Source organism: Streptomyces sp. NPDC054866 (genome assembly GCF_053610745.1).
In genome coordinates this window covers 108,889-130,438 of sequence record NZ_JBSGZA010000005.1, presented here as the reverse complement: position 1 = coordinate 130,438, position 21,550 = coordinate 108,889, and the positions used below count along the sequence as shown (strand labels likewise).

General features: G+C 71.9%; 13 protein-coding genes, 1 tRNA gene and 1 pseudogene. 12 read left to right on the top strand and 3 right to left on the bottom strand.

The annotated features are described in order from the left end of the window. Positions 1-186: 186 nt before the first annotated feature. The 6 genes from ACWGI2_RS25475 (at position 187) to ACWGI2_RS25450 (ending at position 9,904) form a co-directional block, all read left to right on the top strand. Positions 187-384: a hypothetical protein gene (locus tag ACWGI2_RS25475; RefSeq protein WP_190084028.1), complete on the top strand. Its 198-nt coding sequence runs from the start codon at positions 187-189 to the stop codon at positions 382-384. 275 nt (positions 385-659) lie between these two features. After that, the gene (topA, locus tag ACWGI2_RS25470; RefSeq protein WP_453397030.1) at positions 660-3,491 is read left to right on the top strand and encodes a type I DNA topoisomerase; all 2,832 of its coding nucleotides are present in this window, start codon (positions 660-662) and stop codon (positions 3,489-3,491) included. Between the two features lie 110 nt (positions 3,492-3,601). Continuing rightward, on the top strand, positions 3,602-6,763 hold the full coding sequence (gene tmk / locus ACWGI2_RS25465) for a dTMP kinase (RefSeq protein WP_453697833.1): 3,162 nt from the start codon (positions 3,602-3,604) through the stop codon (positions 6,761-6,763). A gap of 119 nt (positions 6,764-6,882) precedes the next feature. Then, entirely contained in the window at positions 6,883-8,088 is a 1,206-nt protein-coding gene (locus ACWGI2_RS25460) for a DNA polymerase III subunit delta' (protein WP_453397032.1), read from the top strand. Between the two features lie 93 nt (positions 8,089-8,181). Beyond that, positions 8,182-9,729 (top strand): alpha/beta hydrolase, encoded by a 1,548-nt coding sequence (locus ACWGI2_RS25455; RefSeq protein ID WP_453697831.1) that lies wholly within the window; start codon positions 8,182-8,184, stop codon positions 9,727-9,729. 101 nt (positions 9,730-9,830) lie between these two features. Next, a tRNA-Thr gene (locus ACWGI2_RS25450) sits at positions 9,831-9,904 on the top strand. Positions 9,905-9,981: 77 nt separating this feature from the next. Here the strand turns inward: ACWGI2_RS25450 and ACWGI2_RS25445 are convergent. Then, a complete protein-coding gene (locus ACWGI2_RS25445) occupies positions 9,982-10,530 on the bottom strand; it encodes an LppU/SCO3897 family protein (protein WP_453697830.1) in 549 nt (182 codons plus the stop codon). A 99-nt stretch (positions 10,531-10,629) separates the two neighbouring features. On the opposite strand from ACWGI2_RS25445, the gene ACWGI2_RS25440 reads away from it, so the two are divergent. Then, positions 10,630-11,223, top strand: a complete 594-nt coding sequence (locus tag ACWGI2_RS25440) for a TetR/AcrR family transcriptional regulator (protein WP_453697828.1) — start codon at positions 10,630-10,632, stop codon at positions 11,221-11,223. A 19-nt stretch (positions 11,224-11,242) separates the two neighbouring features. On the opposite strand, the gene ACWGI2_RS25435 is transcribed toward ACWGI2_RS25440, so the two are convergent. Then, entirely contained in the window at positions 11,243-11,713 is a 471-nt protein-coding gene (locus tag ACWGI2_RS25435) for an FxLYD domain-containing protein (RefSeq protein ID WP_453697826.1), read from the bottom strand. A 181-nt stretch (positions 11,714-11,894) separates the two neighbouring features. Here ACWGI2_RS25435 and ACWGI2_RS25430 point away from each other — a divergent pair, with 181 nt between their 5' ends. From ACWGI2_RS25430 to ACWGI2_RS25410, 5 genes and pseudogenes are all read left to right on the top strand, one after another. Then, a complete protein-coding gene (locus ACWGI2_RS25430) occupies positions 11,895-12,293 on the top strand; it encodes a hypothetical protein (RefSeq protein ID WP_453697824.1) in 399 nt (132 codons plus the stop codon). 85 nt (positions 12,294-12,378) lie between these two features. Next, positions 12,379-13,236 (top strand): response regulator transcription factor, encoded by an 858-nt coding sequence (locus tag ACWGI2_RS25425; RefSeq protein ID WP_453697823.1) that lies wholly within the window; start codon positions 12,379-12,381, stop codon positions 13,234-13,236. After that, on the top strand, positions 13,226-15,367 hold the full coding sequence (locus tag ACWGI2_RS25420) for an ATP-binding protein (protein ID WP_453697822.1): 2,142 nt from the start codon (positions 13,226-13,228) through the stop codon (positions 15,365-15,367). The genes ACWGI2_RS25425 and ACWGI2_RS25420 overlap by 11 nt, the downstream gene beginning before the upstream one ends. A 474-nt stretch (positions 15,368-15,841) precedes the next feature. Next, a pseudogene (locus tag ACWGI2_RS25415) lies at positions 15,842-16,594 on the top strand (AfsR/SARP family transcriptional regulator); the annotation flags it as partial. 1,020 nt (positions 16,595-17,614) lie between these two features. Further along, positions 17,615-19,717 (top strand): tetratricopeptide repeat protein, encoded by a 2,103-nt coding sequence (locus ACWGI2_RS25410; protein WP_453698291.1) that lies wholly within the window; start codon positions 17,615-17,617, stop codon positions 19,715-19,717. A 42-nt stretch (positions 19,718-19,759) separates the two neighbouring features. Here ACWGI2_RS25410 and ACWGI2_RS25405 read toward each other — a convergent pair whose 3' ends face one another. Further along, positions 19,760-21,478, bottom strand: coding sequence for a bifunctional 3'-5' exonuclease/DNA polymerase (locus ACWGI2_RS25405; protein WP_453697820.1), 1,719 nt, complete (start codon positions 21,476-21,478; stop codon positions 19,760-19,762). Positions 21,479-21,550 lie beyond the last annotated feature (72 nt).

The following is a 21,550-nucleotide window of genomic DNA, read 5'->3' as shown; positions in this document are numbered from 1 at the left end:
CGGTACGCGTACGGCGTGTCTCGTACGTTTCGCGGACATCGGTCCCCCGTTGTGGGTGGGATGGATGGACGTCCGCGACCGCTGGACGTACGGCCGGGCGCCCTCCGTTCACCCGGGGTTCGCACCCCGGATTCCCGGGCGTGCAAGTTTCCCGAAGCAGGGAACTCAGTACGGGGAGGCAACGCCATGGAGAGTGGACCAGCGATCTTCGCGGGAACGGTGTTCGCGCTGTTCGGAGCGGGGCTGCTGCTGTGGACCGGGGCACGGGTGGCGCACCGCGCGCCCGTCGCCGACGGTGTGAACCCTGTCGCATCGGCGACACTCGCCGCGCTCGCGGGATCGGGCGCACTGGTGCTCGGAGTGTGGTGTTTCACTCGGATGTGACCGGAAAGGGCCGGTGGCCTCACGGCGCACACGGGCCGTAGGCCCGGCGCCGGTGCCGAGCCGGTGGTGAAGCCGGTGGTGAAAGGGCAGGTCGCCACTCCGGGCGGCAGGAATGGCGGTAGTCGGGTTACCGTTCGAGTGGCCGTTGCGGGCTTTTCCCGTTTGACACGGGGGCGGGATGTACCGTCACACTCCGCAGCGTCAGCGCAACTCAAGCGCACCGAGCGAGGCCACACAGCACGGCCACCGAGTACCGACCGGAGAGAAGAGCGAAGTTGTCCCCGACCAGCGAGACCGCAAAGGGCGGCCGCCGACTCGTCATCGTCGAGTCGCCTGCCAAGGCGAAGACGATCAAGGGTTACCTCGGCCCCGGCTACGTAGTCGAGGCGAGCGTCGGGCACATCCGCGACCTCCCCAACGGGGCTGCGGAGGTCCCGGACAAGTACACCGGCGAGGTGCGCCGGCTCGGCGTGGACGTCGAGAACGACTTCGAGCCCATCTATGTCGTCAACGCCGACAAGAAGGCACAGGTCAAGAAGCTCAAGGACCTGCTGAAGGACTCCGACGAACTCTTCCTCGCCACCGATGAGGACCGCGAGGGCGAAGCCATCGCGTGGCACCTCCTCGAGGTCCTGAAGCCCAAGGTCCCGGTCAAGCGCATGGTGTTCCACGAGATCACCAAGGCCGCGATCCAGGGCGCCGTCGCCAACCCGCGCGAGCTCAACAAGCGCATGGTCGACGCCCAGGAGACCCGCCGCATCCTCGACCGTCTGTACGGCTACGAGGTCTCGCCGGTCCTGTGGAAGAAGGTCATGCCGCGCCTGTCGGCGGGCCGTGTCCAGTCCGTGGCGACCCGCCTCGTCGTCGAGCGTGAGCGCGAGCGCATCGCCTTCCGCTCCGCCGAGTACTGGGACCTGACGGGCACCTTCGGCACCGGCCGCACCGGTGACGCCTCCGACCCCTCGCAGCTGGTCGCGCGCCTCACCGCGGTCGACGGCAAGCGCATCGCTCAGGGCCGCGACTTCAACTCGGTCGGGCAGCTCAAGTCCGACACGCTGCACCTGGACGAGGCGAACGCCCGCTCGCTCGCCGCCGCCCTGGAGAACACCCGGTTCGCGGTCCGCTCCGTCGAGTCCAAGCCCTACCGCCGCTCTCCGTACGCGCCGTTCCGTACGACGACGATGCAGCAGGAGGCCAGCCGCAAGCTGGGCTTCGGCGCGAAGGCCACGATGCAGGTGGCCCAGAAGCTGTACGAGAACGGCTTCATCACCTACATGCGTACGGACTCCACGACGCTGTCCGACACGGCGGTCACCGCCGCTCGCGCGCAGGTCACGCAGCTGTACGGCAGCGACTACCTGCCGGACAAGCCCCGCACGTACGCCGGGAAGGTCAAGAACGCGCAGGAGGCGCACGAGGCGATCCGTCCCTCGGGTGATCGTTTCCGCACGCCCGCCGAGACCGGCCTGACCGGCGACCAGTTCCGGCTCTACGAGCTGATCTGGAAGCGGACCGTCGCCTCCCAGATGAAGGACGCGGTCGGAAACTCCGTCACGGTGAAGATCGGCGGCACCGCCGCCGACGGCCGCGACGCCGAGTTCAGCGCGTCCGGCAAGACCATCACCTTCCACGGCTTCATGAAGGCCTACGTCGAGGGCGCGGACGACCCGAACGCCGAGCTCGACGACCGTGAGCGCAGGCTTCCGCAGGTCAGCGAGGGCGACGCGCTGTCCGCCGACGAGATCTCCGTCGACGGCCACGCGACCAAGCCGCCGGCCCGCTACACCGAGGCCTCGCTGGTCAAGGAGCTCGAAGAGCGTGAGATCGGCCGCCCGTCGACGTACGCGTCGATCCTCGGCACGATCCTCGACCGCGGCTACGTCTTCAAGAAGGGCACGGCCCTTGTGCCCTCCTTCTTGTCCTTCGCCGTGGTCAACCTCCTGGAGACGCACTTCGGGCGGCTCGTCGACTACGACTTCACCGCACGCATGGAGGACGACCTCGACCGCATCGCGCGGGGCGAGGCGCAGGCCGTGCCGTGGCTGAAGCGGTTCTACTTCGGCGAGGGCGACGACGCGGGGGCCGCGTCGAGCGCGGGCAACGGCGACGGTGACCACCTCGGCGGGCTCAAGGAACTGGTGACCGACCTCGGCGCGATCGACGCCCGGGAGATCTCCTCCTTCCCCGTCGGCGACGGCATCGTGCTCCGGGTCGGCCGCTACGGCCCCTACATCGAGCGTGGCGAGAAGGACGCGGAGGGCCACCAGCGCGCCGACGTGCCCGACGACCTGCCGCCGGACGAGCTGACGGTCGAGTACGCCGAGGAGCTGCTCGCCAAGCCGAGCGGTGACTTCGCCCTCGGCACCGACCCCACGTCGGGCCACGAGATCATCGCCAAGGACGGCCGTTACGGGCCGTACGTCACCGAGGTGCTCCCCGAGGGCACCCCGAAGACCGGCAAGAACGCGGTCAAGCCGCGGACGGCCTCGCTCTTCAAGTCCATGTCACTCGACACGGTGACGCTCGAGGACGCCCTGAAGCTGATGTCCCTGCCGCGTGTGGTCGGGACGGACGCCGAGGGCGTGGAGATCACCGCGCAGAACGGCCGCTACGGCCCGTATCTGAAGAAGGGCACCGACTCGCGCTCCCTGGAGACCGAGGAGCAGCTCTTCAGCATCACGGTCGACGAGGCCCTCGCGATCTACGCCCAGCCCAAGCAGCGCGGGCGGGCCGCCGCCAAGCCGCCGCTGAAGGAGCTCGGCGAGGACCCGGTCAGCGGAAAGCCCGTCGTCGTCAAGGACGGCCGCTTCGGGGCGTACGTCACCGACGGCGAGACGAACGCGACACTGCGGGCCGCCGACAGCGTCGAGGACATCACCGCCGAGCGGGGCTACGAACTGCTCGCCGAGAAGCGGGCGAAGGGGCCGGCCAAGAAGACCGCCAAGAAGGCGGCGAAGAAGGCTCCCGCGAAGAAGACCGCCGCCAAGAAGACAGCCGCTAAGAAAACGGCTGCCAAGAAGACGACGGCCGCGAAGAAGACCACTACGAAGACGGCCGCCGCCAAGAAGACCGCGGCTTCGGCCGCCAAGGCGTCCGACGCCGAGTAGGCAGCCGTGTACGTCGCCTGGTGACGGCGCTGTGAATGTGTGAACCGAAGGGGCGCCCGTTTGTTCGGGCGCCCCTTCGGAGTGTCACACCGTGCGGATAGGCTGGACGGATGACGCGTGCCGAGCAGCCAACGGTCGGAAACCCGGCCCCCGACGACGCCCTGGTCGCAGATTCCCGAGAGCGTGCTGTCCGCGCCTTGCTGCGCGTGCCGCAGCTGAAGCGGCTCTGGAGCGCCCAGCTGGTCGGCGGTGTCGGCGACGCCCTCGCCCTCCTTGTCCTGGTGGTGCTCGCGCTGCAAGCGGCCATCGCCGAGGGGGCGTTCGGGGGCGGCTATCGAGGGGCCGCGTTCGCGGTCACCGCTGTCTTCGGGGCACGCGTTCTCGCGACGCTGCTCTTCGGAGCGGTGCTTCTCGGGCCGCTGAGTTCGATCACGTCACCGGACGGGCCGCTGGACCGGCGCTGGACGATGGTCGTGGCGGACGGTCTGCGGGCCGGGCTCCTGATCGTCGCGCCGCTGTGGATCGACTGGACCCCGGACAACGCGCTCGCGATGCTGCTCGTGACCGCCTTCGTGATCGGCGTCGCCGAACGCTTCTGGACGGTCTGCCGCGAGAGCGCGGCGCCCGCGCTGCTGCCCGCGCCGCCCCTGGAGGGCGCGACGGTGCGGCCGCTGCCGGACCACATGGACGCACTGCGGCGCCTGTCGCTGCGTACGGGATTCATCGCGCTGCCCGTCGCGGCCGCCGCGCTCGTCGCCGTCACCCTGGTCGGGAACCTCCTCGGCACCGGGATCGACTGGTTCGGGGTGCACCAGGCGGGGCTCGCCTCGTTCGTCGCCGCCGGGCTCTTCGCGGCCTCGCTGTCGATCGTCTACTTCCTCGAACTTCCCGCCACGCAGACGCCACGCGCGCGTAGCCCCCTCGAAGGGCTGCGCAGGCCGCGCACCGGCAGCGGCACCGACCGCGGCCGCACCGGCGCGATCCCGCTGCTCGTCGCCGCCTGCGCCGCGATCGCCGGGGCCATCGCGGCCTCCGTAGCGGTCGCCGTGCTGCACGCCAAGGACCTGGACGGCGGACCCGTCACGTACGGCCTGGTCGTCCTCGCGCTGACCGGCGGCACTGCCGTCGGCATCCGCACCGCACCGTCGCTGCTGCCCTCGCTCTCGCGCCGCAGGCTGCTCGCGCTCGCCATCGCCCTCACCGGCGTCGCGCTGCTCGCCGCGGGTCTCGTGCCCGACGTGACGACCGTGCTGCTGCTCCTGGCGCTCGCCGGGGTGGCCGCGGGCATCGCCGCGCACACCGGGCACGCACTGCTCGACCAGGAGGTCGAGGACTACCGCAGGGCGCGCACGACGGAACATCTCCAAGCGGTCGTACGCCTCTTCATCGCGCTCGGCGCGCTCATCGCCCCCGTGGTCGCGGCGGCGATCGGACCGCACCGCTTCGTCAACGGCAAGTTCGTGTTCGACCACGGAGGCGCCGCCTTCACACTGATGCTGGTGGGCGCGCTGCTCCTGCCGGTGGCCGCGCTGGTCCTCGCCAAGATCGACGACCGGCAGGGCGTGCCGCTGCGCCACGACCTGCGGGACGCGCTGCGCGGCGGCGACGATCCCGCGCAGGGGATCGCGGCCACGGGCTTCTTCATCGCCCTGGAGGGCGGCGACGGCGCCGGCAAGTCGACGCAGGCCGAGGCGCTCGCCGAGTGGATCCGGGCCAAGGGCCACGAGGTCGTCGTGACGCGCGAGCCGGGCGCCACGCCGGTCGGCAAGCGGCTGCGGTCGATCCTGCTCGACGTCTCGTCGGCCGGCCTCTCGCACCGCGCCGAGGCACTTCTGTACGCCGCCGACCGCGCCGAGCACGTCGACACGGTCGTACGTCCCGCCCTTGAGCGGGGCGCGGTCGTCATCTCCGACCGGTACATCGACTCGTCCGTGGCCTACCAGGGCGCGGGGCGCGATCTGTCCCCGACCGAGATCGCCCGTATCTCGCGGTGGGCGACGGCCGGGCTCGTGCCGCATCTGACGGTGCTGCTCGACGTGTCTCCGGAGGCGGCCCGCGAACGCTTCACCGAGGCGCCCGACCGACTTGAGTCGGAGCCCGCCGAGTTCCACGCGCGCGTGCGGTCCGGTTTCCTCACGCTCGCCGCCGCCGACCCGGGGCGTTATCTGGTGATCGACGCCGCGCAGGAGCCGGAAGCGGTCACGACCGTCGCCCGGCACCGGCTCGACCTGATGCTGCCGCTCTCCGAGGCCGAGGTGAAGGCACAGGAAGAGGCCCGCAAGGCCGCCGAGGAAGAGGCGCGCCGCAAGGCCGAGGAAGAAGCCGCGCGCAAGGCCGAGGAGGAGCGGGTCGAGCGCGAGCGCCAGGAGCAGCTCGCCAAGCTCCGCGCCGAGGAGGAGGAGCGCAAGCGCCGCGAGCTGGAGGAGGCGCAGCGCCGCGAGGCCGAACGGCAGGCGGAGGAGGCAAGGCAGCGCGCCGAGGAGGCGAAGCGCCGGGCCGAGGAGGAGCAGGCGCGACTGCTCGCCGAGGAGAAGGTGCGGGCGGCCGAGGAGGCGCGGCGCCGCCAGGAGGCGGAGGAAGAGGCGCGGCTCCGTGCCGAGGCCGAGGCGCGACGCCTCGAGAAGCAGCGCAAGGCCGAGGAGGCGCTGCTGCGGGCCGAGGAGGCGCGGCGGTTGGCTGCGGCTTCCGCGGCTGCGGCTGCTGCCGCTTCGAGTGCGGCGGCTTCTGCTCCGGCTCCGAAGCGTGCTCCGGCTCCGAAGTCGGCTTCGTCCGGCGCTCCTGCGGATGCGGATGCCGTGCCGGACAACGAGACGACGGTGCCCACTCCCGTCGTGAAGCCGGGTGCGTCCGCTCCGGGTGCGTCTGCCCCGGGTGCGGCCGACGAGACCGCGGTGCTCCCGCAGGTGCAGGACTCCTCCGGTTCGGAGGAGACCGAGGTGCTGCCGCAGCCGCCCGTGCCGGGTGCTGCGGACGAGACGGCCGTGCTGCCTTCCGTACAGGAGGACAAGGTGCCGCCGGGGTACTTCCGCGACGAGCGGCCTGCGTCTTCGCCTGCGCCTTCGCCGGACGGTGGCGGCGGGAACGACCGCACTCGTGAGCTGCCCCAGGTCGATGAGCACGGAGAGCCTGTTCAGCGCCCTCGCTCGGACTGGGCGGAGGAGACTCCGCTGGACGATCTGCCTTCGCTGGCGGACGAGTTGCTGGGGGAGCGGGACGAGGATGAGGACGGCCGGGGCGGCGGCCGGGGCGGCCGTGGGAGGAACAGGCGCTGAGGCGCTGAGGCGCTGAGCCTCACCGAGCAGCGAGCGGCCCGCGTTGTCAGTGGCGTGCTCCACAATGAATTCGACAGCGCGCGACGTACGACGCGGGAGCAGGGCGGAGGCGGTGACCGATGACCGTATGGGACGACCTGGTGGGCCAGGAGCGGGTGAGTGAGCAGCTCAGTGCCGCGGCCCGGGACGCCGACACGCTGGTGACCGCCGTGGCCGCGGGCACCCCGCGGCCCGAGGCGTCGAAGATGACGCACGCCTGGCTGTTCACCGGGCCGCCAGGCTCCGGGCGGTCCACCGCCGCCCGCGCCTTCGGTGCCGCGCTCCAGTGCACCAGCCCGGACCGCGCGCTCGGTGGGGCGCCCGGCTGCGGCTTCTGCGACGGTTGCCACACGAGCCTGGTCGGCACGCACGCCGACGTCGAAGTGGTGCGTACGGACCTGCTGTCCATCGGCGTCAAGGAGACCCGCGAGCTGGTCAGACGGGCCCAGATGTCGCCTGCGGGCGGCCGCTGGCAGGTCATCGTCCTGGAGGACGCCGACCGTCTCACCGAGGGCGCGGGCAACGTCCTCCTGAAGGCCGTGGAAGAGCCCGCCCCCCGCACCGTATGGCTGCTCTGCGCGCCCTCGCTCGAGGACGTGCTGCCCACCATCCGCTCGCGCTGCCGCCATCTGACGCTGCGTACGCCTCCGGTGGACGCCGTCGCGGACGTACTCATCCGCCGTGACGGCATCGAGCCCGATGTCGCCGCTGCCGCCGCGCGCGCCACCCAGGGACACATCGGCCGCGCCCGCCGCCTCGCGACCGACCCGCGGGCACGCGAGCGCCGTGCCGCCGTGCTCAAGCTGCCCATGCGCGTGGAGGACATCGGCGGCTGTCTCAAGGCCGCGCAGGAGCTGATCGACACGGCGGGCGACGACGCGAAGCAGGTCGCCGAGGAAGTCGACGTCAAGGAGACCGACGACCTGAAGGCGGCGCTCGGCGCGGAGAAGGGTGGCCGGATGCCGCGCGGCACCGCGGGCGTCATGAAGGACCTGGAGGACCGGCAGAAGCGCCGCAGGACCCGCACACAGCGCGACAGCCTCGACCTCGCGCTCATCGAGCTGACCGGTGTCTACCGCGACGTGCTCACCCTGCAGCTCGGCTCGCGCGTGGCACTGGCCAACACGGAGGTGCTCGACATGCTGGAGCGCCTGGCGCGCGGCACATCGCCCGAGTCCACGCTGCGCCGCATCGAGGCGATCGGCGCCTGCCGCACGGCACTGGAGCGCAATGTTGCGCCGCTGCTCGCGGTGGAGGCGATGACGGTGGCGCTGCGGGCGGGCTAGCTGGGGTGGTTGGCTGCGGGCGGGCTGGTTGACGGAGTCACCCGTACGGGCACTTTGTGTCACTGATCCAACGCATGGCGTTAGTCTCACGTGATGCGCATCAGAGGACTCCGCACCCCCGCGACCGCGTTCCTGGCCGCCGGACTGCTCATCTCCGGCTGCTCGGCCGGGAGCACGACGGCGGACGTGTCCATGGCCGCGCTGCCCCGCGCCACCCCGCAGGAGCTGACTCCGTACTACGAACAGAAGCTGAGCTGGCGCGAGTGCGGCGTCGCCGGCTTCGAGTGCTCCACGATCAAGGCGCCGCTGGACTACGCGAAGCCGGACGGCGAGGCGATCAAGCTCGCCGTCTCCCGGAAGAAGGCCACAGGACCCGGCAAGCGCCTCGGCTCGCTCCTGGTCAACCCGGGCGGACCCGGCGGCTCGGCGATCGGCTACCTCCAGTCGTACGCGGCCCTCGGTTACCCCGAAGAGGTCCGCGCCCAGTACGACATGGTGGCGGTCGACCCGCGCGGCGTGGCCCGCAGCGAGCCCGTCACCTGCCTCGACGGCAAGCAGATGGACGCGCACACGCAGACGGACGTCACACCGGACGACGAGCGCGAGACCGCCCAACTGTCGCTCGCCTTCAAGAAGTTCGCGGCGGGCTGCGAGAAGCGGTCCGGCGAGGTGCTGCCGCACGTCTCGACGGTCGAGGCGGCCCGCGACATGGACATCCTGCGCGCGGCGCTCGGCGACGAGAAGCTGAGCTACGTGGGCGCTTCGTACGGCACGTTCCTGGGAGCGACGTACGCCGGGCTCTACCCCGACCGCGTCGGGCGCCTGGTCCTGGACGGCGCGATGGATCCGTCGCTGCCGGCGCGTCGCATGAACCGTGACCAGACGGCGGGCTTCGAGACGGCGTTCCAGTCGTTCGCGAAGGACTGCGTGGGCCGGTCGGAATGCCCCCTGGGCACGGGGAGCGAGGCGGACGCGGGCAAGCGTCTCAAGTCCTTCTTCGACGAACTGGACCGCGCGCCGATCCCCACCGGCGACTCCGACGGCCGCAAGCTCGGCGAGGCGCTCGCCACGACGGGCGTGATCGCGGCGATGTACGACGAGGGCGCCTGGCCCCAACTGCGCACGGCGCTGGCCACCGCGATGAGGGACAAGGACGGCGCGGGCCTCCTCTCCCTCTCGGACAGCTACTACGAGCGCGACGGCGACGGGACGTACGCGAACCTCATGTTCGCCAACGCCGCCGTGAACTGCCTGGACCTCCCCCCGGCCTTCGATACGGCCGCCGACGTCGAGAAATCCCTCCCGGACTTCGAGAAGGCTTCCCCGGTCTTCGGCGAGGGCCTGGCCTGGGCCTCGCTGAACTGCGCGTACTGGCCGGTGAAGGCGACGGGTGAGCCGCACCGCATCGAGGCGGAAGGCGCGGCTCCGATCGTCGTGGTCGGCACCACACGCGACCCGGCGACCCCCTACCGCTGGGCCGAGGCCCTGGCCGACCAGCTCTCCTCCGGCAAGCTGCTCACGTACGAGGGGGACGGCCACACGGCGTACGGGCGCGGCAGCAAGTGCGTGGACGAGGCGGTCAACGCGTACCTGCTGGAAGGCAAGGCCCCGGACGACGGAAAGCGCTGCTCGCAGGGGTGACACGGGCCCGGGTGGGCCGCCCACCGGGGGTGTACGGAGCACCCCCGGAAACTGTGTAGACTTGGCGTCGCTGCTGATCGCACCATAGGTGCGGGACGCGTGCCGCCTTAGCTCAGATGGCCAGAGCAACGCACTCGTAATGCGTAGGTCTCGGGTTCGAATCCCGAAGGCGGCTCTGTAGAAGCCCCAGGACTCACTCGCCGTGACCTGGGGCTTTTGCTTTGCCTGGAGTGGTCCCGTTGTTCGGGGGGTTCAGCGGGCGTATGAGCCGAGGCCGATCAGGCAGTAGACGTATTCGTTGATGGTCGAGCCGTTGAGGGTGTAGCGGTACGAGAAGGCGTATTGGGTTTTTGGGTTGTCGTTGCAGCGGCTCATCTCTGACGTCATGGGGATCGTCTCGATCACCTCGTAGTGGGCGTCGGTTGCCGAGCAGGACACCTCCTCCACGTCGTTGACCTCCTGCGCTGTCGTGGAGTCCGGCAGCGTGCCGTTGAGGCAGGTTCCCGACTTGAAGGGGGTGGGGGCCTCGCTTGTGGGCGTGGCGGCGGATGTCGGGGTGGTGGCGGATGTCGGGGTGGTGGCGGGTGTCGGGGTGGCGATGGGGGGTGGTTCGGTGGTGTACGTGCTTTGGCTCGTCGCGGGGGTTGGGGCGGCGTTGTTGCCGTCGTCGTCCTCTCCCTGGTTCACGAGCAGGATGACGATGAGTACGGCGCCGATGGCGCCCAGGGACCCCAGGCAGCCGCGGGCGGTGGAGCCGGGTGGGCGGCCGGGCCGTGGGGCCGGCGATATGGGTTCAGACACCGGGTCAGTATGAGTCAGTGGGTTGCTGGAGTGGAGTGCTTTTCTAGAAATGTGCTCTAGGAATGGAAGGGTCCAGGGGTGCTCTAGGCTGGGTGGACCATGAGCCCCAAGCAGCAACGCGGTGAAGAGACCGCCGACCGACTCCTGGAGGCCGCGCTCCAGGTGTACGCCGACTCCGGCGAGCAGGGCGTGACCGTCGGCGCGCTCACCAAGGCCAGTGGTGTCAGCCTCGGCAGCCTCTACCACCACTTCGGCAGCGTCGACGGCCTCATGAGCGCCCTGCTGCTGCGCTGGCTCGGCCGTCTCCTCACCGAGCTCGGCGCTTCCGTGGAGCGTTCCCGTACGGCACGGACCGGTATCCGCTCCCTTGTGCGGGCCTACCTGAGGTTCATCCAGGAGAACCCGGACGCCGCCCGGCTCCTGCACTCCTCGTACGCCGACCGGCTCGGGATGACGCAGGCCTGGCAGATCCGTGACGCGCAGGAGGCCAGGCTGTCTCCGCTGACCGGCTGGATGCAGCAGCACGTCGACTCGGGTGAGGTCGCTCCGCTTCCCATGTCCTTGATCGAGGGTCTTGTCCTGGGGCCCGTCGTCGCGACCGCGCGCCGCTGGCTCGCCGGGTACGACGACGTCGATCTCGATCAGGCTGCGCGGCTTCTGCCGGAGCGGATTTGGCGGTCGATCGTTCCCTGAGGGCTGTCTGGCGGGGCGATCAGTGGCGTAGTGCCCTGCTGATTTCTGCCTTCGGGGTGCCGGAGAGGGAGCGGTTGCTGCGGGCTGTGGCGGACTTCGACTTGTCGGCGTCGACATTGGTGATGTTGAGGACTGCCGTGTCCAGGAGGTTGCCGTCGCCGTCGCGGAAGTTGACGGAGATGGTGTAGTCCGCCTTCTTGTCCGTGGTGTTGGTGGCCGTGATCTTGGCCGTTGCCCGGTCGTTCTCTGACTTGGTGGGTCCGTCGACCTTTACGTCGCCCTTCGCGTCCACCCCGTCCTTCACCTCGGCCATCTTGGACGCGGCTGCCTCCGTGGCGGATGCGACGGCTTCGCCCGCCTTGGCTGTGGCGGAGGCTGCCCTGTCCTTGACCTTGTCCACGTCGCTGTCCGAGCAGGCGGTGGTGGCGAGGGCGAGGAGGGCGGCGGTGGCTGCGGTGGTGGCGATGCGGGTGGCTTGGGTGTGGTTCATGCGGACCACCTTCGGGGTGGTGGGCTTTGGGCGCGAGGTGGGGCGGCCGTATGGGTCTCTGTGGGGTGTCGTTCGTTGCTGCCGTGCGGGTGCGGGTGCGGGTGCGGGTGCGGGGTCAGGGTGACGGTTGGTGGGGGAGCCCCGTTCCTGCGGCCGCTCTCGGGCCTGCGAGGATGCCGCGATGAGTGATGACGGTGTTGCCGCTTACGTTCGGTACGAGTCGCCCTCGCGCCATCCGCGCGGGCATTTCCCCGGGGTGTTCGTTCTCGTCAACGGGCTTGCCAGGGAAGGGAAGTTGACCCCGGAGCAGGAGCGGTTCCGGCGGGTCAACAACGACTGGTACGACGCCGCGTACCCGACCCCCTCGAAGGTGGACCCCACCGTCTACGACCCCGACGTCACGCCCGGCGCCGTCGCCTGGTTCAAGGTGACCGCCACTCATCTCATCGAGCGCCTGCCCGGCTATCTCGAGATTCTGGACGCGCACGGCATCGAGTGCCGGGTGGTGCGGTCATCGGATCCGGGGCGGGTCGTCTACGAGGACGAGTTCCAGGTCGTAGTCGTGCCGTACGAGGCGTAGGCAGCCTGCCGGGAGTTATGAGGATCCTGTCAGGCCGCTGTCCGTATCCGGTCAGGCCCGTACCGCCCCGCTTATGCTCGACGCCATGTGCGCTTTTGTCCTGGTCGCGGAGGATGACGAGAAACAGGCCGAGCTGGTCCGCCGCTATCTGGAGCGCGAGGGCCACACGGTCGCCGTCGTCCACGACGGGCGCGCCGCGATCGACGAGGTGCGGCGCAGGCCGCCGGACCTGCTCGTGCTCGACGTGATGATGCCGCGGGTCGACGGCCTCGGCGTCACACGCGTCCTGCGGGGTGGGAGCTTGAGCGGGGGCGGGAGTGGCGGTGGGGGTGGCTCCGTCGCCGGGATTCCTATTCTGATGCTGACCGCCCGGACGACCGAGGACGATCTGCTGCTCGGGCTCGATCTCGGGGCCGACGACTATCTGACGAAGCCGTACAGCCCGCGCGAGCTCATGGCCCGTGTCCGTACCTTGCTGCGGCGCTCCCAGGGCACGCACCATCCCGTCGTCGAGGGTGCCGAGGCAGTGCCGCGTGTGTTGCGGGTGGGCGGGCTCTCCGTCGATCCGGTGCGGCACGAGGTGACCGTCGACGGGCGGCTCGTCGAGTGCACTCCGGGGGAGTTCGAACTGCTCGCGGCGCTGGCCGCGGAGCCTGAGCGGGTGTTCACACGGCCCCAGCTGCTTGATCGTATTCATGGGTCGTCGGGGTACATATCGGTGCGCACCGTCGACGTACACGTACTGAATCTGCGCAAGAAGATCGAGGCCGATCCGCGCAGGCCGCGCCATCTCGTGACGGTCTTCGGCGTCGGGTACAAGCTCACGGGTGCGGCCTTCCGCGCGGCCCCCGGGTCCGCCGCCGGGCCCGCTCTCGGACCCGCCCCCGCCCCCGGGCCCGCCCTCGGACCGGCCCTCGGGGCGGCGGCACGACGTGGTGCGTGACATACCGTTCCGCAAGAGTCTGCTGCCCCGGCTGCTTGCGGTCTCCGTGCTCGTCTCCGTGGTCTCCATCGCCGCCACCGCCTGGCTCGCCGCGCAGACCACGTCCGGCGCGATCCGGCAGGAACAGGGGCAGGTACTCGCCGATGACGCCCGTGTCTACGACGAGTTGCTCGGTCTCGCGGCCGGTGCGCCGGGGTGGCGCGGCGCCGAGAAGACCGTGCGGGAGCTGGCCCGTCAGACCGGGCGGCGTATCGCCCTGACCACGCAGGATCGGGTGGTCATCGCCGATTCGCGGGGCGGGGGCGGCAAGGGTGTTGAGGGCGGTAAGGGGGCAGCCGGGGCCGAGTTGCCGGCCAAGGCCTCGGCCGTCGTCGATCCGCTCGCCGTCGACGGGGCGCTCACCGCCGGTGCGGGGAGCGCGGACGCGGAGTCCGGGGGCCAGGACCGTATCGATCCGCGCGCGGTCGGGCCCTTCCGCCTGCCGGGGTCGGAGCGGAAAGAGCTGGCGAAGGTGGCGGCGAGCGTCGTGGGCTGCATGCACGACCTCGGGGTTTCCGCCCATGCCGTCCAGGGGCCCAGTGGGCGGCCACGCGTCGAGGCCCCCAACGACCCGTCCCAGTTCCTGGACTCCAGCTGCCGCGACTATCGGCTCGACATGCCCACCCGTACCGAGAACAAGGCGCTCGAGCGGCTCAACGAGCTCACCAACGCGTGCCTGCGGCGCGGGGACGCCCCGCCCGTCAAGATCGGGCTCGACCTGACGTGGTGGCAGTCGGTGGGGGTGTTCGACCGTCAATCCGGGCGCTACATCCCCACGGAAAAGGAACCGCCCACGGAAACGGAAGCGCCCATCGATGCGGAACCGCCCACGGAAACGGAAGCGCCCACCGAAGCGGAACCGCCCACCGAAACGGAACAGCCCGCCAAGCCCGGCGACCGGGCCGAACACGGCGCCTCCCCGGTGCCGGACGCTCCTGCCAAGCGGCGGGGCACGCCTACCAGCGCCCCCGCGGAATCGCCGTACCCCACCGAGCCGTCGGGCGGAGTCAGCCGCATCGACAGCGAGTTCGACACCAAGACCGCCGCCTGCGTGGGCAGCGCCCGGCGCGAGCAGCTCGGTCCGTTCGTCTCCGCGCCCGCCCTCCTCTTCGTCACCAGCTCCGACGGTTCGCGCACCGCGGCGGCCCGCGCGGGCGAGAACTCGGGGTTCAGCCTCTCCGGGGCCAACACCACCCGGCTCGCGGGGCTTTCGGCGGGCATCCTCGCGGTGACCGTCGCCGTGACCGCCTTCGCCGCGAGCCGGCTGACCCGCCCGCTGCGGGCGCTGACCGCCGCGACGCAGCGCATGAAGACGGGTGAGGCGGCCGAACCCGTCACCGCGCGCTCGGCGGGATCGGCGGGGGAGATCCGCCAACTCGCCGACGCCTTCAACGACATGGCAGCCCACCGCAAGGCCCTGGAGGACCAGCGCCAGGCCATGGTGAGCGACGTCGCGCACGAGTTGCGTACGCCGCTTTCGAACATCCGCGGCTGGCTGGAGGCGGCCGAGGACGGCGTGGTCGCCACCGACCCGGAGCTGGTCTCCTCGCTCCTCGAAGAGGCCGTGCTGCTCCAGCACATCGTCAACGACCTCCAGGACCTGGCCGCCGCCGACGCCGGTACGCTCCGGCTGCACCGCGAGCCCGTGCACGCGTCCGACGTCGTGGACCAGGTCGCGGCGGCGCACCAGGCGGGTGCCGAGGCGGCGGGCGTACGGCTGAGCGCGACGACGCTCGGGGACCCCTGCTTCACGGCCGACCCGCTCCGGCTCCGCCAGGCCATCGGCAATCTCGTCTCCAACGCGATCCGGCACACTCCGGAGGGCGGCAGCGTGACGATCAACTGCCGCGCCACGCTCGACGCGGTGGTGGTGGAGGTCGCCGACACCGGTACCGGCATCAGCCCCGAGGACCTGCCGCACGTCTTCGACCGCTTCTGGCGCGCGGACAAGTCCCGTACGCGGGCGACGGGCGGCAGCGGGCTCGGCCTCGCGATCGTCCGGCAGTTGGTGGAGGGGCACGGCGGGACGGTGACGGCGCGGAGTACGCCGGGGGAGGGGGCGGTGTTCACGGTGCGGGTGCCGGCGGAGTGAGGGGCGCGGGGACGCGGGGGTGCGGGGACGTGGTGTTGCCGGGGCGCGGGGGTGCGGGGGGGGGGGGGGCCATAGGTGCGCGGTGTTACCGGGGGATACCATTCCGGGGGCTCATCGCGCGGCCCGCCCACGTGAGCGAATGGTGGGCGAATGGTGGGTGATCAGTGAGCACCTGGTGCCGGAATCCGGCGGCCGGAGGGTTCTGTTGGGACCCGTGGGGTGGTGCTTCCCGCATGGGTACGGTGGGGCTCGCGCGGCTGCTCACGTCCCGCGAGCATCTCAACTCCCCCATCCCGTAAGGGAGTTAAGAGTGCCTCGCAGAAACTGAGCGGGCCCGGCCGCAACGGTGACACTCCCCCGAGTTACGCGCTTGGCGCGAGTACCGGCGGGGCCGGGCCCGATGTTCTGATCCCATCAGGGCCCGCCAACCGATCGCTAACATGTGGCCAACGGTTGGCGGGAGATGGCGTGGACGTGCGGTGCGACGGGTTGCGGTTCGGGCTCCTGGGCGCGCCTGCCGTGTACGACGCCGAGGGCGAGCCGCAGCCCGTGCAGAGTGCCAAGGGCCGCGCCCTGCTGGCCGCGCTGCTGCTCGAACCGGGCAGGGTGGTTTCCGTCGACGCCCTCAAGGACGCGCTGTGGGGCGGCGCACCGCCCGCGTCCGCGCACGCCTCGCTCCAGAACCACGTGACGCGGCTGCGCCGGCTCCTGGACGACCCGGACCGGCTGCGGGCGGTGCCTCCGGGGTACCGGCTGCGGGTGGCCGACGGTGAGCTGGACGTACGGGTCTTCGAGCAGCTGGTCGCGCAGGCCAGGTCCGCGCATGCGGAACGTGACTGGGACGGCTGCGTGTCCGCCGCTTCCGGCGCGCTCGCCCTGTGGCGCGGCGCCCCGCTGGGCGGGCTGCCCGCGGACGCGGCGGGGCACGCGCTCGTGCCGCGCCTGGAGGAGGCGCGGCTCCTCGCCCTCGAACTGCGGTACGACGCGGAGTTGGCGACCGGGGCCGGCGGCCGAGGGCTCGTACCGGAGCTGGCGGAACTGGTCGCCGAGTATCCGCTGCGGGAGACCTTCCACCGGCAGCTGATGCTGGTACTGCACCGCACGGGCCGCCAGGCGGAAGCACTCGCGGTCCACCGCGAGCTGCGACGCAGGCTGGTGGAAGAACTGGGCGTGGAACCGGGCGCCTCGGTACGGGAAGCACACCGCGAGGTACTGCAGGAGCCTGCGGGGGCGGCGTTGGTGGGGGCTTCAGTTTCGGGTGGTGCGCTGGCGGGTTCGGGTTCGGGGGGTGCTCAGGGGGGCTCCGGTTCGGGGGGCGCTTCGGCGGGTTCCTGGGCGGGAGTTGCTCAAGAGAGTTCCGCTCCGGGGGTTGCCACCCCGGCGGGCACCGGTTCGGGGATGGCTCAGGAGGGTTCCGCTTCCAGGGTCGCCCCGGTGCCCTCCGCTACGAGGGCCGGCACGGCGGATTCCGGTCTGGAGTCCCCGGCTTTCGCCGGACCTATGTCCCTGGCTTCCGCTGGTCCTGTGTCTCCGGCTTCCGCCGGTTCGGAGTCGCAGGCTTTCGCTGGACCAGAGGCTGCGGCTTTCGCTGGCCCTGTGTCCCCAGCCTCCGCCGGATCGGAGCCCCCGGCTTCCGCCGACTCTGTGTCCGCGGCTTCCGCTGGCTCGGAGTCCTCTGCTTTCGCCGGACCCGCGTCCCCGGCTTCCGCTGGCCCGGAGTCGCAGGCCTTCACCGGACCAGAGTCCGCAGCCTTCCCCGGGCCCGCGTCCCCGGCATCCCCCGGCCCGGAGTCGCGAGCCTCCGCCGGACCAGAGTCCCCAGCCTCCACAGGCCCAGTGCCCCCACCCTCCACCACACCAGAACCCCCGACACCCCCCGCCCCAAGCCCCGCCACGCCTCCTCCCTCAGGCCCCACCACTGCGGGCCCCACCCCCGCGAGCCCTGCCGCCTCGGGCTCCACCGCCCCGAGCCCCGCCGCCTCGGGCCCCACCGCCCCGGGCCCCGCCCCCGCGGGCCCCACCGCCCCGAGTCCCACCCCCGCGAGCCCCACCGCCCCAGGCCCCACCCCCGCAAGCCCCCCGCGCCCCTCCACCCGCCCCGCCCAACTCCCGCCCTCCCCGCCCCACTTCACGGGACGCGAAGAAGTGGTTCGCTCCCTGGCGCGGCTTCTTGCGGGGCAGGGGGGCGGTGGCGGTGCGCTCGGCCCGGGGGGTGGGGTCACGCCGCCCGTCGCCGTTCTGTCCGGCATGGCGGGTGTGGGGAAGAGTGCCCTTGCCCTGCACGTGGCCCATCGGCTTCGCGAGCACTTCCCCGACGGGCAGCTCTACGTCAATCTGCGCGGCGCCACCCCCGGGATGACGCCCCTCACCCCCGGCCAGGCCCTCGCCGCCCTGCTCCGGGACCTCGGGGTCGAGTCGAGCCACAGCCCCGAACACCCGGACGCCGCAGCCGCTTTGCTCCGTTCGCTGCTCGCGCCCACCCGCACCCTGCTCGTCCTGGACGACGCGGCGACCGCCGCGCAGGTGCGGCCACTGCTGCCCGCGGGCCCCGGCTGCGCGGTCATCGTCACCAGCCGCTCTCCGCTCACCGCGCTCGACGGGGCGGGACGCTTCCCGCTGGATCCGCTCTCCGAGGGGGACAGCGCCGCCCTGCTGCGCGCCGCCTCCGGGCGCGCGGGGCTCGACGCGGGGCACCCCCTGGTCGAACTCGCGGGCCGCCTGCCGCTGGCCCTGCGGATCATCGCGGCCCGCCTCGCCGCCCGCCGCGCGCTCACCCCCGACGCCCTCGCCGAGCTCCTCACCGTCAGCGGCGGACGCCTGCACCACCTGGAGCACGACGACTTGAGCGTCCGGCGTTCGCTGGCCGTGGCTCTGGACGCGCTGCGTACTTCGGAGCGTGAGTCCGACCGGGACGCGGCCGCCGCCCTCGCCGCGATCGGTGCCCTTGACCTCCCGGCGTACGGAGTCCCGCTCGTCGCCCGCCTGTTGGGCGTGGAGGAGTGGCGCGCGGGAGCCGCACTCGACCGGCTCGTCGACGTCGCGCTCCTCGATGAGACGGCCTACGGCCGCTATGCCCCGCACGACCTCGTACGCGACTTCGCGCGGGAGGCGGCCCATCAGGACGGCGCGGGGGCGGCGGACGTCGTGGAATCGGCGCTGCGGTGGTACGCGGAGTCGGCGCGGCAGAGCCTGCTGGCGATCATGCCGGAGGGGCTCGACCGCGACGACCGCCTCGGGGACCTCCCCGACCACCTACCTGACCCCCTCCCCGACCACCCGCTGCCCCGGCACACCGCCGACGGCGGTCCGGGCGTCACCCATGGCTGTCCGGTTCCTGCCGTGCCGCCCATGTCCACCGACGACGCCTTCGCCTGGGGCGACACCGAGCTCGCCAACGTCATCGCCCTCGCCGACCGGCACGGCCGCGACTCCGCCCTCCTGCCCGTACTGGTCCGCTGCTTCTTCTCGTACCTCAAACGCCGTGGCCGCCTCGCCGAGGCGGACCTCCTGAACCGCCTCGCGGTGACCGCGGCCCGCCGCTGGAACGACACCGCGGCCGAGGCCCAGGCCCTCACCGACCTCGCGGGTCTCAACTACGTGTCGGGCCGCAGCGGCACGGCGCTCGACCTGATCGACGAGGCCCTCGACCTGTGGCGGAAACTCGACCGCAGGTCGTGCGTCCACCGCGGCGTCATGAACCGCGGTCTCCTCCTCGAAGCGCTCGGCCGCTACGAGGAGTCGGCCGAGGCGCTCGGCCAGAGCCTGGATCTCGCCAAGGCCATGGACGACCCGCTGAGCGAGGCGTTCGCCCTCAGCACGCTGGGCAACGTCTACGAGCACACCGACGCGCGCACCGCGATCTCCTACTACGAGCGGAGCCTGGCGATCGGCGAGACCCTCGGGCACGCCGGCCTGCGCCAGGAGGTCCTCTGCGACATGGGCAAGGCATACCTCGCCCTCGACGAACCGGACGTGGCGCTACGGCACTTCGAGGAGAGCCTGCGCATCCACGGCGAGGCCGAGGACTGGCACAACGAGTCCAAGGTGCGCCTCGGCATGGTCCGCGCCCTGCGCGAGACGTCCCGCACGCGGGACGCGGGGCGCGAGTGCGACGACCTCCTGGAGCGTGCGGAGCAGCGGGCCGACGCCCACATGGCGGGTCTGGCCCGCCATCAGCGTGGGCTTCTGCTGTACGGGGAGGGGCGCGCCGAAGAGGCGTACGCGCAGTGGAAGTCGGCGCTCGCGTCGCTGGACGGCACGGACAGCAGCGAGGTGGTCGGGGAGCTGAAGTGCCTGCTCGCGGGAGCGGGCGCGGCGACGAGCGCGGGCGCGGGCGCGGAGGCGGGCTGATCCGGCTGCTTGCCGGGCGCTTGAAACAGCCCGCCCCGAGGGCTACTTCGCGTCCGCGTAGCACTCCACCACAGCCACGGTGAACGGGAATCGCACCGGTGTCTCGCCGAACGCGATGCGCCCCGCCAGGTCCCCGGCCGCGCGGATCGCCGCCGTGACCGTCTCGGCCTCCTCCTGCGGGCAGTGCACGATGACCTCGTCGTGCTGGAAGAAGACCAGCTCGGCGCGGAGTCCCGCCGCGGCGATGGACTGACGCAGCGCGGCCAGCATCAGCAGGGCCCAGTCGGCCGCGCTGCCCTGGACGACGAAGTTACGGGTGAAGCGGCCACGGGCGCGGGTGTTGCTCGACGCGTACCCAGGAGTGAACTCACCGTCCTGGGACGGCAGTTCGGCGACCGGGTCCTCCTGCGGGATGCCCGCCTCGTCGAAGTCCCCCGCTCCGGCCGCCGGCGGACTCGTCCGCCCCAGCCAGGTCCGTACGAGTCTGCCCTCCTCGCCCGCCTTCGCCGCATCGTCGACGTACGCGACCGCGGCGGGGAATCTGCGGCGCAGTGCCGCCAGGTTCTTCAGGCCGTCGCCCGACGTCTGCCCGTACACGGCGCCGAGCAGCGCGATCTTGGCGTGGTCGCGGTCGCCGGAGAACGCGCGGTCCGAGAGGCGCGTGTAGAGATCCTCGTGGCTGCCTGCCACCTCCATCAGGCCCCGGTCTCGGGAGATCGCGGCGAGGACCCGCGGCTCCATCTGGTCCGCGTCGGCGACGACGAGCCGCCAGCCGGGGTCGGCGACGACCGCGCGCCGGATGATCTTGGGGATCTGCAGCGCACCGCCCCCGTTGGTCGTCCAGCGCCCGCTGACGGTGCCGCCCGGCGTGTACTCGGGCCGGAAGCGGCCGTCGCGCACCCAGTCCTGCAGCCAGCTCCAGCCGTGCGCCGTCCAGATCCGATACAGCTTCTTGTACTCGACGAGGGGCCGCACGGCCGGGTGGTCGAGCTCCTCAAGCTCCCAGCGCCGGGTGGACTTGATCCTGATACCGGCCTGGGCGAAGGCCTTGATCACGTCGTTCGGCAGGTCGGGGCGGACGCGGCGGCCGAAGGCGGCGGAGATCTCGTCGGCGAGGACGGCCAAGCGGCGTGGTTCGGCCGCGCCCGCGTTCCTGCCGCCGCCCGCGTACCGCTCGCCGAGGAGCTCCGTGAGCAGGGCGTGGTGGACGTCGGCGCGCCAGGGCAGGCCCGCGACGTTCATCTCGGCGGCCACCAGCATGCCCGCCGACTCGGCCGCCGTGAGCAGCCGCATCCTGCCGGGGTGCTCGGCGGCCTCGTGTCTTCGCTGCTGCGCGGCATACACCTCCAGGAGGGCGTCGAAGGGGAGGGACGTCACGGGGGAGGGCTCGAAGAGGGAGTCCTGGGCGCCGGGAGCTGCCGCTCTGGGAGGCGGATCGTTCGGTACGGGGGCGTTGTGCAGCCGCGCCCAGGCGGCCGCGGCGGAGCGGGGCTCGCCGAGGCGGCCCTCGTGACCGAGGAGGAGGAGCTCGGCGTCCTCGATGTCGTAACACCGGTTCACCCGGACGCCCGCCGCGAGCAGCGGGGGATAGATCTCGGCGGTGGACCGCCAGACCCAGCGGCTCGCGTCGGGTCTCTCGCGCACGGCCCTGGCGAGGTCCGGCTCGTGCAGGACGGGGCCCGAGGGCAGGCCGTCTTCCCCGAGGGGGGCGAGGGTGGCGCCTCCGGCCTCGGTGGCGGCGAGGGCCCACCTTTCGGTCATGCGGTCGAGTGTGGCAGCAGGCACTGACAATGGGGGTGAGGGCTTTTGGGTGGGGGCGGGCTGGGGTGGGGC